General features: G+C 61.3%; 10 protein-coding genes. 1 reads left to right on the top strand and 9 read right to left on the bottom strand.

Going from position 1 to position 16,450, the window contains the following annotated elements:
- Window positions 1-163: 163 nt before the first annotated feature.
- Both GXY47_04125 and GXY47_04120 read right to left on the bottom strand, forming a co-directional pair.
- A complete protein-coding gene (locus GXY47_04125) occupies window positions 164-1,420 on the bottom strand; it encodes a galactokinase (GenBank protein NLV30322.1) in 1,257 nt (418 codons plus the stop codon).
- A gap of 10 nt (window positions 1,421-1,430) precedes the next feature.
- Window positions 1,431-2,969 carry a solute:sodium symporter family transporter gene (locus tag GXY47_04120; GenBank protein ID NLV30321.1) on the bottom strand — a complete coding sequence of 513 codons (1,539 nt, stop codon included), beginning with the start codon at window positions 2,967-2,969 and terminating at the stop codon, window positions 1,431-1,433.
- Between the two features lie 183 nt (window positions 2,970-3,152).
- On the opposite strand from GXY47_04120, the gene GXY47_04115 reads away from it, so the two are divergent.
- Window positions 3,153-3,722 (top strand): hypothetical protein, encoded by a 570-nt coding sequence (locus GXY47_04115; protein NLV30320.1) that lies wholly within the window; start codon window positions 3,153-3,155, stop codon window positions 3,720-3,722.
- Window positions 3,723-3,729: 7 nt separating this feature from the next.
- Here the strand turns inward: GXY47_04115 and GXY47_04110 are convergent, their stop codons facing one another.
- From GXY47_04110 to pglX, 7 genes are all read right to left on the bottom strand, one after another.
- Complete coding sequence (locus tag GXY47_04110) at window positions 3,730-4,635, bottom strand: type III secretion system chaperone (protein NLV30319.1); 906 nt, start codon at window positions 4,633-4,635, stop codon at window positions 3,730-3,732.
- Window positions 4,636-4,731: 96 nt separating this feature from the next.
- Complete coding sequence (locus GXY47_04105) at window positions 4,732-6,489, bottom strand: DEAD/DEAH box helicase (GenBank protein NLV30318.1); 1,758 nt, start codon at window positions 6,487-6,489, stop codon at window positions 4,732-4,734.
- A gap of 210 nt (window positions 6,490-6,699) precedes the next feature.
- The gene (locus tag GXY47_04100; protein NLV30317.1) at window positions 6,700-7,914 is read right to left on the bottom strand and encodes a transcriptional regulator; all 1,215 of its coding nucleotides are present in this window, start codon (window positions 7,912-7,914) and stop codon (window positions 6,700-6,702) included.
- A complete protein-coding gene (locus tag GXY47_04095) occupies window positions 7,914-8,213 on the bottom strand; it encodes a type II toxin-antitoxin system HigB family toxin (protein ID NLV30316.1) in 300 nt (99 codons plus the stop codon). Before GXY47_04095 ends, GXY47_04100 begins: the two co-directional genes overlap by 1 nt.
- A gap of 87 nt (window positions 8,214-8,300) precedes the next feature.
- Window positions 8,301-10,337, bottom strand: coding sequence for a BREX system Lon protease-like protein BrxL (gene brxL, locus GXY47_04090; GenBank protein NLV30315.1), 2,037 nt, complete (start codon window positions 10,335-10,337; stop codon window positions 8,301-8,303).
- 13 nt (window positions 10,338-10,350) lie between these two features.
- Window positions 10,351-12,846, bottom strand: a complete 2,496-nt coding sequence (gene pglZ / locus GXY47_04085) for a BREX-1 system phosphatase PglZ type A (protein NLV30314.1) — start codon at window positions 12,844-12,846, stop codon at window positions 10,351-10,353.
- Window positions 12,847-12,858: 12 nt separating this feature from the next.
- Window positions 12,859-16,410, bottom strand: a complete 3,552-nt coding sequence (pglX, locus tag GXY47_04080; protein NLV30313.1) for a BREX-1 system adenine-specific DNA-methyltransferase PglX — start codon at window positions 16,408-16,410, stop codon at window positions 12,859-12,861.
- Window positions 16,411-16,450 lie beyond the last annotated feature (40 nt).

Here is a 16,450-nt window from a genome sequence, read left to right as displayed (position 1 = left end):
ATACTGGGGAAGCGGCCGGCGCCGCAAGGGCCGGGCGGGGGTGTCGGGGCCACGGCGTTGAGCGCGATCAGGGACCGGTGGTTATCTTCGTGAGTAACATCGCATATACCTGATTTTGCTCGCGACCAGAATCGGGTGCGGGGGATGTCGCTGCCGCGGGCGGTCAGGCGACCGGCGTCACCCCCTCCGCCCGGATGCGGAGCGGTTCGACCGACCCTTTGCCGAACAGCGGGGTCAGGAGCCGGGAGTAGGCTCGGAAATCGTCGCGGTGGACATAGGCCTGGACCGTCCCGGCGAAACCCCCGCCGTGGATGCGGCAGGCGCCCCGGCCGGCGCGGGCGAGGAACTCGTTGGATAGGGCGAGGGCCAGGGCCGCCGGCTGGCTCCGGCCGGACCCCCCGGGCGGGACGGTGTTCTGCAGCAGCCCGGCGCTCGACGCGCCGCTCGCCGCCACCAGCCGGACATGATCGTCGAAGCGGCCGGCCGCCAGCGCTTCCGCCATCAGGCCGACGCGCTGGTTTTCGGCGAAGAAGTGAAGGGCCCGGAGGGCGGCCCGGTCCCCCGCGCGGCGCCGCACCTCGGGGAGGCGCGCTCGGAAGGCGCGCTCGGATACCCCGCGCAGGGTCTTTTGGCCGAACAGGGCGGCGGCCGCCCTCATCTCCGCGGGGATGGCGGCGTAGGCGTCCGTCAGCCCCTCGTGCCCCGCGCCGGTGTGGACGACCGCGAGCACGTATTCCGAGCGTGCGAAATCGGCCGGCACCCGCACCACGGCGGGGGTGTCCTCCTCCTCGAAATCGAGGGCCAGCACCCCTCCCAGGGCGGCCGCGGCCTGGTCCATCAGCCCGCACGGTTTGCCGAAGTATTCGTTTTCCGCCCGGCGGGCGATAGTGGCGACGGCGAGCGGGTCGACCCGGCCGTCGTTGTAGAGCGCGCTCAGGATCCCGCCGAGGAGGACCTCGAAGCTCGCCGAGGAGGAGAGCCCCGAGCCGATCCCCACCTCGCTGTGGATGATGGCGCTGAAGCCCCCGATGGCGAACCCTTCCTCCCTGAACCCGGCCGCCACGCCGCGGATGAGGGCGTGGGACGTCTCCCTCTCCTCCGGGCGCGGCTGGAGGTCCCCGAGGTCCACGTCGAAGAGCCCCGGCAGGGCCGAAGTGCGGAGCTTGGCCCGGTTGTCGGAGCGCGGCCCGCAGAGCGCGACGGTGTCGCGGCTGACGGAGGCGCACAGCACCCGCCCGTTGTTGTGGTCCGTGTGGTTCCCCCCCAGTTCCGTCCGCCCGGGGGAGGAGACGTAAAGGGCGGGCTGCGGTTTCTCGAAGCTTCCGGCGTATTCGCGCAGCAGGTCGCGGTAGCGCCGCTTCTGGCGGCCGGAATCCTCCGCCCCGTAAAGCCGGGCCAGCATTTTCTCCGGGACTTTCATGCTCCGCCTCCTACCAGAAGATCCAGTAAAGCACGAGGGTGACGGCGATAACGGCCGCACCGATGTATTTGACCGACGGGGCCAGGGCGATATCCTCGAACCCCGCGCGCACCGGCATCGTCCGGGGCTGCCGGAGCGGGCGGAAGGCCGTGATGAGGGCCATGAGCGCGAGGATGACGGCGAAAGTCACGGCCATCCGGTTGAGAAACGCCATGTCGGCGGCGGCGAAGAAGAGGAAGCCGTAGATGAGGGGGCTCGAGACCAGGGCCGTAACCCCCGCGGCCGGCGGGCAGCGCCTGAAAATCATGCCGAAGACGAAGGCGGCGAGGATGCCGGGGGAGACGAAGCCCTGGAATTCCTGGATGTAGTTGAAGATCCCCTGGAAGCGCGGGTTTCCCAGCTGGGGAGCGATGAGGCACCCCAGAACGACCAGCGCGACCGTCACGGCGCGCCCCATCGACACGAGCGCCTTCGGCGGGGCGTCCTTTCTCAGGTGGCGCTTGTAGAGGTCCATCGTGAAGATGGTGGAGGCGGAGTTGAGCATTGAGGCGAGGGAACTGATGACGGCGCCGGCGATGGCGGCGAAGATGAGGCCGCGCACGCCGATGGGGATCAGGTTCCGGATCAGGAGCGGGTAGGCGGCGTCGGGCTGCGCGGCCAGCTCGCCGCCGTAGAGCTGGTAGGCCACGATGCCGGGGACGATGACGATGAAGGGGATCAGGAGCTTCAGGAAGGCCGCGAAGAGGATGCCCATCTGGCCCTGCCGGATCGAGCGGGCCGCCAGCGTGCGCTGGGTGATGTACTGGTTCAGCCCCCAGTAGTAGAAGTTGGGGATCCAGAGGCCGACGACCAGGGCGGTCCAGGGGAGCACCGGGTGGTCCGCGGGGAGGATCATGTGCATGCGGTCGGCGTTGACGGCCATGAACCGCTCCACCCCCCCGACGGCGTGGAGGCCGATCCCCACGACGACGAGGCCGCCGGCGAGCAGCGCCCCCCCCTGGAAGAGGTCGGCCCAGGCGACGGCCTTCAGGCCGCCCCAGGTCGCGTAGAGGGCCGCGATCCCGCCGATCAGCCACACGGCGGTCGTGAGCTTCATGTCGAAGATGGTATGGATCGTCAGCGCCCCGGAATAGATGACGGCCGAGATGGTCACGCCGACGTAGATGACCAGGGTGTAGAACGCCATCAGTCCCCGGGCGGCGGTCGAATAGCGGTACTCGAGGTACTCGGGCATGGTGAAGATGCCGCTCCGGAGAAAGCGCGGCAGGAAGAAGAAGGCGACGAAGACGAGGGTGATGGCCGCCATCCACTCGTAGCTGGCGACGGCGAAGCCGACATTTCCCGCCCCCTGGCCCGCCTGCCCCACGATCTGCTCGGTCGAGATGTTGGCCGCGATGAGCGAGAGCCCTATCATGGGCCAGAGGAGACCGCGCCCGGCCAGGAAGAAGTCTTCCCCCGATTCCTCCCGGCGGCTCTTGTACATGCTCACGCCGATGACTATCAGGAAGAAGAGGAGAAAGGAGGCGATATCGAAAAGGCTCAGTTCCATGCCCGGTCCTCCGCTGGTTTTGATTTTGCGCCCCACGATATCACAGCGGGGGACGTTTCGGGCGTTTCCGTGCACATTTTCCCCTCCGATGCTACTATGGATGCAGGAGCCGATCACCGAACGGAGGGAAACATGCACATCCTGGAGATCTTTCACGATTACGTTTGACCCTGGTGCTATTTCATTACCGGGGGTATTGAAAAACTGAAGCAGGAATACGACATCTCCCTTCTCTGGCGCGCCTACCCGCTCCACCCGGAAACGCCCGCGGAGGGGACGCCGATGGAAGAATTCATGGGCCCGGGCGCGGACCTGGAAAGAATGAGGAGGCGGCTGGCGCAGGCCGCGGAGAAGTACGGGGTCCCCTTCCAGGGGGCGGACCGGCTCTACAACACGCGCCTGGCGCAGGAACTGGCGCTCTGGGCCGCGGCCGAACGGCGGGGGGACGAGTTCCTCCAGGCCGTTTACCGCGCCTACTTCGTGGAGGGGAAAAACATCTCCTCCCCGGCGGTACTGGCCCGCACGGCCGGTTCGGTGGGGCTCCCGGAGGAGCGGGCGGCCGACATCCTCAGCCTGCGCACCTTCAGCCAGGCGGTGGACGCCGACTGGGCCCTTGCGGAGGGGGAAAGGGTGCGCGTCGTCCCCACCCTGATCCTCGGCGGCGAACGGCTCTCGGGGGCGCAGGGCTACTCCGCACTCGCGGAGTTCGTGGAAAAGCACGGGGTGGCGAAAAAGGCGGACGCGGGCGGCTGACCGGGCGTCAGTGGACCATGGTGCTTTTGGGCGTTTTCAGGTAGGACCGCCTGCGGCCGAATTCCTCGTTGAGCTGTTTGTGCACCCCGTCGACCACGCTGCAGAAATGGTTCATGGTCTGGGCCAGGACTTCGTACCGCAGCGGCGCGGCCGGGATTTCGGTCACGGCGCCGATGGTCCGGTTGAGAATGAAGAAGTGCATGGACCCGAAGCCCGAGTTCAGCTCGTTGAGCCGGGTGAGCAGGCCGCGGCTTTCGCGCGCGCCGTGCACCAGCGGGGCGTACAGGCGGACGGCGGGGGGGCTGCCCAGGATGCGGATGAACATGCTCACGTTGTCGAAAACGAGCCCGATGTCCCCGTCCTCGTCGTAGTCGAGGTCGGGGATCCCCGTGAATTTGCGGAGGCAGACGAGCAGACGCCTGGAGATTCTCCCGGGGTTGATCTGCTGCCGCTTCTCGATCCGCCGGATCCCCAGTCGAGAAAAGTCGAGCGCCCTCCCTTCGGCATCGAAGGCGGCGTATTCCAGCATTTCCGGGCGCGGGATCCGGAGCACCCCCGCCAGGGCCGCGATCGTCTGTTCCGAGACCCGCGTCACCTCCACGGGGGCGGGGAAGTCGATGAAGAAGTTGGGGGATCCGTCGGGGGCGGTTTCGGGCGCCGACGGTTTCGGGGTGTCGGCCGGTTTCTCCCAGCCCGCGCTGACCAGCTGGGCCGCCTGGGCCCGGCTCAGCCGATCCCCGGGGGAGAGGCTGGCGTTGCTCGAGATTTCCGCCCGTATCCCGTCCGTTCCCTGCGCCACGAACTGCACGAAACGGGTGGTGGCCGGGTCGGAAAGGACCAGCAACTGGTCGGGTCCCAGCTCGGCCAGCACCTCCGCCAGTTTCCGGGCGAACGACGGCCATTCCTGGGTCATGATTGCGGTTCCAGCTTCAAAATTCCTGTCTCTCACTCTACCTCTCCACCTCCCTTTCCCTTCCAGTGTATCGCATTCGGCCGCCGCTGGCACCACCTAGATGCCTTTCCGGCGTTCCCGCGCCTTTTTCCCCTTTTCTTTCTTCCCGTCCTTTTTTTTGCCCCCCGCCGGGCGCGGCGCGCCCCCGGGTTCCAGGCGCGTGATCCCGAGCTGCCGGTTGCAGACCCAGACCTTCTTCAGCAGCATGAAGATGTCCTTCGGCATCCCCTCCGGCAGGTCCACGGTACTGTAGTCCTCGTGGATCCGGATCCGGCCGATATGTTCGCCGTCGAGCCCCGATTCGTTGCTGATGGCGCCGACGATGTTGGCGGGCTGGACGCCGTGGGCCTCCCCCACCTCGAGGCGGAAGCGTTCCGTTCCGGCCTCGGGCGGCCCCAGCGGCCTTGAGCGCCCGGAGCCCGATTTTTCCCTCGGCCCCTTCGGCCCGACCGGACGCTTCGAGACCCTGGCTGGCTCGGGCGGGAGCTCCTCCGGCACCAGTTCCTTTTCCCCCTGGACCATGCGCGCGAGCGCCGCGGCGACCTCGAGCGGGGGGGTGTCGTGCTCGAGGCAGTACTGCTCGAGCAGGCGCGCGAAGAATTCCGTTTCCCCGGCGGCCAGGGTGTCGGTGATGCGCTGCTTGAAGCGGTCGATGCGCCGGTTGGAGATCGTCTCGGCCGACGGGAGCGTCATCCGGTCGATCTTCTGGCGCGTAGCCTTTTCGATGGCCCCGAGCATGCGCCGCTCGCGCGGGGAGACGAAGAGGATGGCGTCCCCGGCCCGGCCCGCCCGGCCCGTGCGCCCCACGCGGTGGACGTACGATTCGGGGTCGTGGGGGATGTCGTAGTTGACGACGTGACTGACGCGGTCCAGGTCGAGGCCGCGGGCGGCGACGTCGGTGGCCACCAGGATGTCGAGCTTCCCCTTTTTCAGCCTCTCCACCGTCTTCTCGCGCGTCTTCTGGGCGATGTCGCCGGAGAGGGGGGCGGCGGCGTACCCGCGCGCCTCCAGTTTCTCGGCCAGCTCCGCGGTGGCGGTTTTCGTCCGGACGAAGACCAGCATGCCATCGAACGGCTCCGATTCCAGGATCCGGGTCAGGGCCTCCAGCTTGTGCACCCCGTCGACGAGCCAGTAGCGGTGGCGGATGGTGTCGGCCGTGGTGGTGCGCACGGCGATCGTGACCTCGAGCGGATCGTGAAGGTACTTCCTGGCGATCCGGCGGATGGCCGCGGGGAGGGTGGCCGAAAAGAGGGCGATCTGCCGCCCGGCGGGGGTCTGCCCGAGGATCCACTCCACGTCGTCGATGAAGCCCATGCGCAGCATCTCGTCCGCCTCGTCGAGTACCAGGCACCGGATCGCGTCGAGCGCCAGGGTCTTGCGGCGGATGTGGTCCATGACGCGGCCGGGGGTCCCCACGACGACGTGGACCCCGCGCTTGAGCTGCCGGAGCTGCAGGTCGTACCCCTGCCCGCCGTAGACGGGGAGGACGCGGAACCCCTCGAGGTGGGAGGCGTAGCGCAAAAACGCCTCCGACACCTGGATCGCCAGCTCGCGCGTCGGCGCGAGCACCAGCGCCTGCGGCTCCGCCCGCCCGAGGTCGAGCCGGGCGAGCAGCGGCAGGGCGAAGGCCGCCGTCTTCCCGGTGCCCGTCTGGGCCTGCCCCAGCACGTCCCGCCCCTCGAGCAGGGGCGGGATGATGCCCGCCTGGATCGGCGTCGGGGTCTCGTACCCCACGTCGTCGAGCGCCTCGAGGAGGGGCCCGGCGAGGTTGAAGCTGCGGAAGCCGGTGACTTCCGGCGGCGTATCGGATGACATGTACACTCCTTGGCTGCGGGGAAACGGTTCGGCGCGCGTGATTAGGAACTGCGGTGCATCAGGCGGGGCAACGATTCGTTACGCAATGACCCTGGTCCTTCACTTCCCGAAATCCGGTCGGTCCCGGGACCCATGGAACCGCCGAAGAACTATGAGCCCCGGCGCGCCCGCATTCAAGGGTGAACTTCCGGAGGGCGGTGAGGATTTGTCTCAGCAGGCCAGGGCCCGGGTGGCCTCACCGACGCCGACGAAATGGGTCAGCAGCCGGTAGTTGCGCTTTTCGCGGCGCACGCGCCCGGCGACGATCGCCGGGTGTATTTCGAGGCGATGGGCCAGCCTGGTGACCGCGGCAATATCAGGACTGCGCAGGATCCCGCTCTCTTCCCACTCCTCGGGGGGGATCAGCGCATCCTGTGCCCACTCGTCTGCTTCCTTTTCCTGGCGGCTCAGCTTTCGCCCGAATCCTTCTATGCTCAAGTCATCCACGAACCCGGCGGCGTCGCTGCCCTGCAGGTGGAGGGCGATATGGGCGAGTTCATGGCAGAGACTGAACCAGAAATAATCCAGCCTGTCGTATCTCAAAGTCAGGCCGATCACGGGCGCGCTACCCGCGGGCTGGAGCACCGCGCCGTCGAGATAGGTGTGCGGCAAGTGAGGGAGGTGAATCAATTGGATTCCGTGATTTCTCAAAAACTCCCGAGCCAGCCTCGGCCCGTGCTCGGACCAACTCAGACGGGCCACCCTGCGGCAGAAATCAAGAGTCACCAAGCCCGCCTCATACTCAGCTTCGGGAGGGTTTCCCCGGGCAAGGGCGAGTAGACGCCAGCACCATGCTTTCAGCGCATAGGGGCACGATTTCGTATTCTGCCGGGCGTTCGCCGTTTTGCGAAAGAGCGGCTGTGGCAAGGCATCGAATCCTCCGGCCCGGTTGATAAAGTCGCGCATGATCTCTTCCGCATGCTCTTTGCTTTCCCGCTGGTCCGGGATCCATCCGAGACCTGCCATAGCCCGGATGGGGAAGCGGTTCCAGTCCAAACCTGCCGGAGATTCCGGAAGATCGGCTCCAGGTTTTTGCAGCAGGACTTCCGCGGGGATGCCCAGGTGGAAATGAAGCGATCGGATCATCTGGAGCGTCAGGGGACGCTTGCCGGAGAGGACTTCGGATACCTTGCTCCGGGAACCGATATGGGGTTCAAGGTCCCGTTTGGACAGTCCCTGTTGTTCCATCCGGAATCGGATAGCGTCCACGGCCGAGGGCATGTCTATCGGGAAGTGTTTGGTTTCGTAAACCTCGATCAAAGTCGAGAGCACCTCGAGTTCGTCTCCTTCCGGGGTGCCCGGCCGTGCATTCACAAGGACATCTACCCGCGCAAGTGCGTCCCGGTAGTCGGCGTCCGTTCTGATCGGTCGGATCTCAGAGTCCATTAGATGCTCTCCGGGTCGATTTGGTCGTATTGCCGATGGGTACCGACAAATCGGATGTACACCACTTCCCATTCAAAAACGATGCGAACTACGAGCCGGTATTTGTTTCCGGCGATGTTGAAGACGATGCGCCCATCTTTCAGTATGCTCGCACTGGGGTATCGCAGCTTTACTTCCGCCGGGCTCTTCCATTTAGCGTGGAAAGCTTCGTAATACCATGATTTTAGAGGGCGTTCGCTGTCTGCGTGCCCGGGCCGGGACCAGAAGTCTGTTAGAGCTGCCTTCGCAATCACCCGCATTCAGTCTACCTGGGTTCCCATAATGTGTCAATATATGTATGATCCCAAAATGGGAACATGCATCGCCCATGCCGCGTCCATCTATCATTAAGCGGAGGCGTCTGTTTTTATGTAAGTCACCTCAAACGCCTTGCATTGGCGGTATTGCTGCAGCCGGTTGGAATAACTGAAGGCTTCGTTCATCTCGTAGTGCTGGAAGATATCGAGCCCCCTGTCCAGGGAGATCTTCCAGCCGTGGTCGGTCAGGATATGCCGGGCATGGATGGCTCCCGTCCCGCTGAATTCCCAGGTGAAGTTCACGCCTGCCGTTTCGCTGGAATCCTTGATCTTCTGCAGGCTCTCCTTCTGGAGATCCCCCTTGAACTCGTCCTCGGTTGTCACCAGGTGGACGTCCACCTCGGCATCCGGTTCCTTGTGCCTGACGATCGTTTCCAACAGCTCCATGAAATTGCGAATCTGATAAAACAGGCGGATATAGGGGTCCGTCACCGTAATTCTTTTTGCGCCTTTTAGATAGGGACCCAGCAGGGTGTCAAAGGAGACCCCCTTCTGGTTTTCCTGGAAGGTGAGGTGCTTCTCCTCGAGAGGCTTCGCCGCTGCAGGCTGAGGGCGGGTGTCTGACTCGGTGCCCTGTTCGGAAGCTCCCGAATCCACGGTTCTGGCGTAATGGTGGGGATATTCCTCCTCCTCGAGCGTCGTAACCCGTTTCGATTTCTGATTGGCGTCCAGGTAGGAGAAAACCACCGGGACGTAGGTGGAATCCATCCGCATCAGCTGGTCCTTGACGCGCTTTCGTCCCTCGATGGCCAGGCGCAGCAGCTCCTCGACCTCCTCGCGGGTGGCGCCATCGTGGGGAAAGAGGATCTTCATCAGGCCCGAGAAGGTCTTGTGGATGCCGTCCCGGTCCCTGGTGGAAATATCGGGTGAAAGCGAGAAGAAGTCCCCGTAGCGGTCCGAATAATCATGGTCCCGCAGCGAACGAAGAATCTCCGCGAGATAATCCACCACAAAGCCGTAGCCGTCGGAGAACATCTCGCCGCGGATGATATCCACCTCCCACCCCGGAATGTAACAATGGATGCGGTCGAGGAAGGCGGAATCGTGGAACTTGTCGGGCAGTTCGCAGAAGAGGTCGGAGTGCTTGAGCATGTAGGGCACGGCATGCTGGGTGTTGCCCACAAATACCATTGAGGCTTCAGCGCCCAGCGTTTCCACCCCCCGGGAGAAGGACTTGTTGGCCATATAGTTTTTCATGATATCGACGAGCGCTTTATCGACCCGCTTCTGCCTTCCGGCAAACTCGTCGAAGGCCACGCAATCCCAGTACCCCACCAGGCCGATCTTGCCCGAGGCATTATTCACGAACAGCTTGGGAACGGTCACCTCCCCTCCGGAGATGAGAATCCCGTGAGGAGAAAATTCCGAATATATGTGGGACTTTCCGGTGCCCTTGGGGCCGAGTTCGATCAGGTTGTAATTGCGCTCGCAATAGGGAATCAGCCTGATCAACTGCGTGAGCTTGCTGCGTCTTCCGAACATTTCAGGATTGAACCCGATGCTCTGGATCAGGAGGTCAATCCACTCCTCGGTCGTGAACTGCCTGCGGGCGGCAAGATAGCCCTCAAAATCGAAGTGTGAGAGCTGAATCGGCTTGAGTGAGGACAGAATCCAGGGACTGGCGTTTTTTTCTTCGGTGAACTCGTACTCGATGTCGGCGATGCACCAGACGCCGCTGACCAGCAGCTTGGGATGGGCCTTTACGGTCCCGGAATCGACCAGCACCTTCTTGACGCCAAGATTCGCGAATTCGGCCTCGTAGACGTCGGCCTTGTCGTTGAGCGCCACGCTGATCTTGTCGATGATCTTGTAGCGCCCCTTCTCCTTGATATTGGACCGGACCAGACCCGCCTCGTTGCGATGGACGTAATGCTTTCGCAGGATTTCCTTTACGGTTTCGATGCCGGACTGGATGGTGGCCTCGTCGCTGGTGGCGCAATACTGTCCCAGCAGGTATTCCAGCACGTAGGAGGGAACAATGGCGTTGCCTTTGACCGTCTTGACGAGGTCCTTGCGGACAACGAGTCCCGGGAAATGGGTGTTTATCTTCTGGTCAAGTTCGTTCATGGTCACCTGTTCCTTAAAAATCGAAATCGCTGGTAAAAGAGCGGCGGATCAAATACCGGAGCGACTTGTATTCCCTGTAATGTGAAGTTCCGGCGAGCTTTTCGTCCAGGCGGAGCAGGACCTCACGACCGTTGGCCTCGTCGGCCTTGCGGGTGAGCAGGAAACGCACCTGCAGTTCGCGCTCCCGGGGATTGTCCGACCTCAGGTCAAAAGTCAAATCGTGCTGTTCGGAAATCAGGTCTCCGGTCTCGGTGTAGATGCCCGCCCGGAGAACACGCGGCTGGATCTTGTCCGTCACCGGCTCACTCTGGTACATCGTTACCCCCAGCTGACCGGAGGTGATCACCGAGCTGGCTCCACGAAGGATGTCCACCTCTACGGCGGACACATCGCTCTGGCGCTTCTTGTTGATCCTCAGTACGGGGACCACCACCTCCTGCAACGACGCTCCGCCATGCACATAGCGGCTGCCGGAACCTTTCAGGCGCAGCCGGTTGATCGACTTGGGGATCTGGATCTCCATCTTTCCCGCAAGGCCGAGCTGCGTCGAGGAGAACGTGTGCAGGCTGGGAGACTCAGCCAGACCCTGGCCGAGCACGAAGCGCCGGTCCCGCACCAGGATCCGATCCCCGGCGGCATCCGCTCCGGCGAAATCGCTCTCATCGATGGTACGATTCTGGTAAATGAAGCCATGGTCGGAGGTTACCAGCAAATTGTTGGCATTGGCCCCGGTCAACTTCTTGAACAACCGGATCAGTTCCTCCAGAGTATCCTCCACCGCCTCGAAAATCCGCTCCTCGGACTCCCGTTTGTCGCCGGTGGCGTCGATCCGGTTGTGATAGACATAGATCACATCGTGGTCGCGCACCAGCGCCCGGCAGTCCTCCCCCTTCATCGCCATCAGTTCCTCGGCCTTGCAGACCACGGCTCTTTCTACGGCCGCAATGAGGATCTTGCCGCGGTTGGCCGTTCCCTGGGAAGATTGACCATCCACCAGAACCGCGCCCGTATCGTTATCCGCGAGCGCGAGCTCCTTGTGGGGCAGAAGTGCCGCCATGCCGAGCTGGGTGTAGCTGGGCAGCATGGAGATCATTGGCTCCAGTTCCGCTCCATACCGGTCTTCCTGACGGATCAGGCTCAGCAATTCGTCACCGATCTCGTAGCGCAGGGCGTCGGAAATGACGACGCAGACCTTGTTGTCCCTGCCTAGGAACGGCTGCACCCAATGGGTGAAGAATTCGTCCTGCCTGGGGAAGGGGAGGGCCTCCCAGCGCGGTGTTTCCTCCACGCGTGCCTGAAAGGAGTCGCCCAGTTTCAGCAGGTAATTGTTTGAGTAAAGATTTTCGACCTGTTCGCTCAACGAGGCGGTCAGGGACGCCTGCCCCGACATGCGCACATGGTAGGTGAACTTGCGGTAGAGCTGATCCAGCTGATACCAGAAACGGCTGTAGCGCTGCACGCCATCGGCCAGGCTGTCCATGTCGATCCGGGTCTCGTCCATGGCATGAATCAACCGGGAGCCGTAATCCACCGCCTCATAATGATGACGGTACTGGTGATACCAGTGACCCGTCCGCCGCTGCCGGACCCAGAGGGACACGTCGCCGCTCGAAACCGTGCGGGAGGCGACGGCCCGCACCAGGTCACTGATGATCTTCTGGTCGATCAGGCGAAAGTAATCCAGTTCGATCAATTCCCGGAAATCCCGTCTGGCCAGGTCCTGCTCGATCGAGAGAACTTCGGCGCATTCTTCCGACAGGGTTTCGAACCCCTTTTCAAACTGGCGGCTGTCCTTCCAGCGCTTGAGCAGCACCAGGGCGTCGCCGGTCAGTTTCACCTGGCCATCGGTGCCCATCGCGTAACATGACTTGAACAGCTCGATGACAAAATCCCGGATTCCCGGCTCCTCCGACCTATACCCGTAGCAGCGCGTCATCTGCTCCCAGAGAAAGCCATCGAGGCGGCACCGTCCGATCAGCTTAACCTTTTCGTCCCGTCCCTCGGCGAGTTCCTGCAGGAGATTCTCCACCACCGCATCCATGCGCGGCTCGCTGCCGGCACAGACCGCAAGCATCTTCATCCGAATCTTGCCGGCGGTATCGTCGGATTTCAGCAGCTTCCTGAGGGCCTCCCTTCTTTTAACCGCCTGGAAAAACTCGGCATGTCCCTCGACCACATCCGCAAATTCCAGGCCGAGCTCCAGTTCCGACAGCCAAATCCCCGCCTGATCGGTTCGGAACTCGCCATGAGCCAGCCGAACGTCCAGCAGCCAGTTCTCCAGGTGCGGCGGCTCGGGCCCTTCACGATAGAGCAAAAATTTCCGGTCCGGCTCCTCGCGCAGCACCCTGTACTTGATCCCATACTCGTTGTTGGTCAGCTCCAGCTTCTCGACGCCGGGCAGCTCGAGCGCCTCGAAGTTGCCGCGCAACTCCCGCTTGGCGTCATACCAGAAGACGATCCGGTGCCGGTCAAAGAGTTTGGTCAGGGCTTGGGCAATACGGTTTTCCATCAATGGCGCTCCTTAATCCTCTTTCGCATCCAGCCCCGGGATCTTCTTCAAGGCCGCGCCGAGTTTGGGGTAGTTGACTTTCACGCCGTCGTCGAGGTCGATCTCCACCTGCTGGGTGGCCAGCGGGTAAAGCACCTCGCGCTCGTACTCCTCCATCTCGGCGATCATCTTGGTGATCTTCTCGATCTCCTTCAGGGCTTTAGTCTTCTCGCCCTGGCTGCTGCTGGCGCTGATGCTGAAAGCTTCCAGAAAATTTCTTCGAGAAGTGAGTTTGGTTCGAAACTCGCGCAGGTATTTATTGAGTAACACGCTGACAGTATCGGAGCGGTAGCGGTGCATGTAGATCAGCGCGTTGAAGCTGCCTTTGGGGCTGCTGAAAAGCCAGTAGATGGGGCGCTTCTTGTAGCGTTTCACATGATCGGGGTAGAACTCGCCGAGGAAGTAATCTCGGATGCTGTAGCTGCGCTTGCCCTTGATGTTCAGCGCCTGCTCGACGAACCTGAGGTTATCCTCGTAGTGTTCCTCGCCGAAAGTCACGCGCAGGAACTTGCGGAAGCGCTCGGCGATATCGTCAGTGAACCAGTCGCCGTCGAGCATGGGGATGACGTTGTCGTCATCGGCCGGGAAGCTGGGCTCCGGAACCCGCTTCAGGTAGTCCTCGATGGTCTCGCCCTGGTTTGCCAGGATCAACCCCGGCTTGTCCAGCGCGTAACGGCCGAACATGCAGCCCACGGCATAAGAGGCCAGCTCGCGCATGGTATCGGCCAGCAGCAGCGCCTCCAGTTCATCCTCGCTCTTGTCGTTGCCGTAGCGGTAGTGCGGGTTGCAGGTCAGGGTGATCTCGCCCAGCGGCACCTCGGGCGTCAACTCATCCTGCAGGCCGTAGGCGTCGATGAAGATGCGGTTGTTCTCTTCCTCGAGCCGCTGCATCTCCAGTGTCGTTTCCTGCCAGTGGGCGTGTAGTTTCTGGTAGGTGGCCTTTAGAGTCGGCTGAAGGTAGTCAGGATTCAGAAGTGGCAGGCTGGTGAAATCCCAGGAGGTTTCATAGGAATCCCAGTCAGACAAAAATCCACTATTGAGACGTGAAACGCCGGGAGATTGCTTTATGTGGCATGGAACTTTTGCAATGTACCCCGCATTAAAATCAAGCGTTGGCGAGATGGCCTTAAGAAACTCCACAACAACTTTGGAGTTTAACAACCCCTCAAGGTTCAGAATGCCATCTCGCTTAAATGGAAACATTGCCTGACCTTTGTCGGCAAAAATGAATCCCTTCGGTTGAAACCTAATTGAAAATAGACCTGAGCTGAGAGCCGACCATGTCAATCCTGGCTTAAAGTAATAATTCGGATTCTTGGCCACAAAGTCAGGGTTTCCATTTAAATAGGGATATTTTGTAAGAATGCTATCCTTAATGTCTGCACCGTCGTTCTCCCAATTAACAACTAGTTCAGCGTTTCCGCCCCAGCGCCTAAAAGAGCCACCTTTATTGAATGGAAACCACCGCTTTCGAGACTCCATGGCTTCTTCGCGATCAGCACAGCAAAATCCGATTCGATTGAATGGAACTTCGCTCCAGGTTCGAACAAATCTATTATTATCACTGGTTGCTAAGCCTTGGCGTGGAGTGGCGAACTCACTCAAAGGACTCTCGTTCTCGAAAATGTTTAGGAGCGTGTCACTAAGCCAATATGCAATTGGCGCTCCTGGTATTTTACGAAAATCAGCAGAGGAGGCTCTACACAAGGCAACATCATTGCTCTTGACTGCTCTTAATAGGGTGGCGTTTTTTTCACTTTCCGAACCACCGTCGACTAGTCTTATGTAGCTTCCCTCATATTCCAGTTGACGTACATTGCTAATGACAAAGGCTGTTGTTGATACGACTTCTCCCCCAATACTATCGAAAGCCCTAGCGCCCAAATGAGCCATAGATAGAATTGTATTGTCATCCACGATGTTTAGGCGCAGTTTCTCAAATGATGAAAGGAACATCCATGTCTGCATTGTTATCATAGAGACTAAGCCACGCGACTTCGCCAGCCCCAAATTACGTTCAATAAACAATGCAAATAGATCAGAATTCCCTCTATCCCAGCAGCTTGGATACTTGGCCTTGGCCAAACTTGTCAGTTGGGGGTTCATACCTTTTGCCCCCATATACGGCGGATTGGCAATCACCACATGGTATTTCGGGCTCAGGTAATCAGCCTGCCGCAGGGCCTGCAGGACCTTCTGGTGGGTCATTCCGATAAACAGCTGCCCAGAGACGTTTTTTGACTCCAGAATACTGAGCATACCGTCCACATCGGTGACGTCGGGGCGAATCAGAGAACCGAAATTGTCTGCCTCTTCGAACTGGCGCAGGGTGGTTTGCAGCGGCGCGGTGAACAGGTCGCGTCCGACGAAGTCCATGTAGTTTTTGAGCTCGTCGTCATCGAAGTGGACGTTCTCCAGTACGCAGATGTTCGGTTTGACTCCCTTGTTGAAGAAGCGGCGCTGTTTGGCGCGGGCCTTCATGGTCAGTGCAAAGGCGGCCAGCTCCCCGGCGCGTTCGTCGATCTCGATGCCGTAGAGGTTATTCGTGAGGATCTTCTCCGGGATTTCGGCGGGTTCGTAGCCTTGCTCTTCGTAGATTGCGTAGAGCAGGTCGAAGGCGTAGGTGAGCATGTGGCCGGAGCCGCAGGCGGGATCGCAGATCTTGATCTCTTCCGGTTTGCTGATGCGCAGGAAGTCGGTCTCGGCCTGTTCGGGCTTGATGTAGTAGTCCATCTGCTCAATCAGCTTCGAGGCGGGACGATTGAGCAGCCACAGGCGGCCGAGGGAGTTTTCCACCAGGTAGCGGACGATCCAGTGCGGGGTAAAAAGCTGGGTGGCGGCGGGGATATTCTCGGGCGTGATTTTCTTGTTCTTCTTCAGGCCGTCGAACACCTCGTCTTTCTTTTCGGAGATGTAGAACTGGTAGAGCCAGCCGATCACCTCGACATCCTCGCACGCATCGGGCGTCATCGCCTCGCGGGTATAGGTGAGGATGGAGTTGCCCGAGAGGAGGTCGTCGGGCATCAGCAGTTCGGTGTAATCATCGATATGCTGGAACAGGAACGGCATTGCCTTGTTCCAGAAGTTGCAGGCGGCCACCAGCAGCAGGCGGTAGACCTCGCCCTGCGGGTCGGGGCTGGGCGATTTGCCGTTTAGCAAGGAGAAGATCTCCTGCCTTGTATTTGCGGGCACCATTTCTTCATCGATATGGCCCATCTTGGCTTCGGCAAGGATTTCGGGCTGGAACTGTCCCTCGGCGGGGGACACCACCCCGATGCGGGTGTAGCGGTTGACGTCCATGAAGCGCAGGGCGCAGAAGCGGTTGAACCAGATGTAGGCCACCCGCTCGATGACCTGTTCCTTGCCGTGGATGGCGATGGTCTCGGAAAGCTTCTTGACCGCCTTCGGATGTTCACGTCTTGGGGAACTTTCGTCCGCAAGCGCCATTTTCAGCTTGGTGGAGACCTGATCCATCAGGCTGCGTCGGGCGAACTGGGCGAATTTTTTCAGTTTGGCTGTTTCCATACACTCAAATCCTGTAAAGTTTGAAGCTAAGTACAATAAA

The sequence above is a fragment of the Acidobacteriota bacterium genome (genome assembly GCA_012729555.1).
GTDB lineage: Bacteria > Acidobacteriota > UBA6911 > UBA6911 > UBA6911 > UBA6911.
This window is presented reverse-complemented; position numbering and strand designations above follow the sequence as displayed.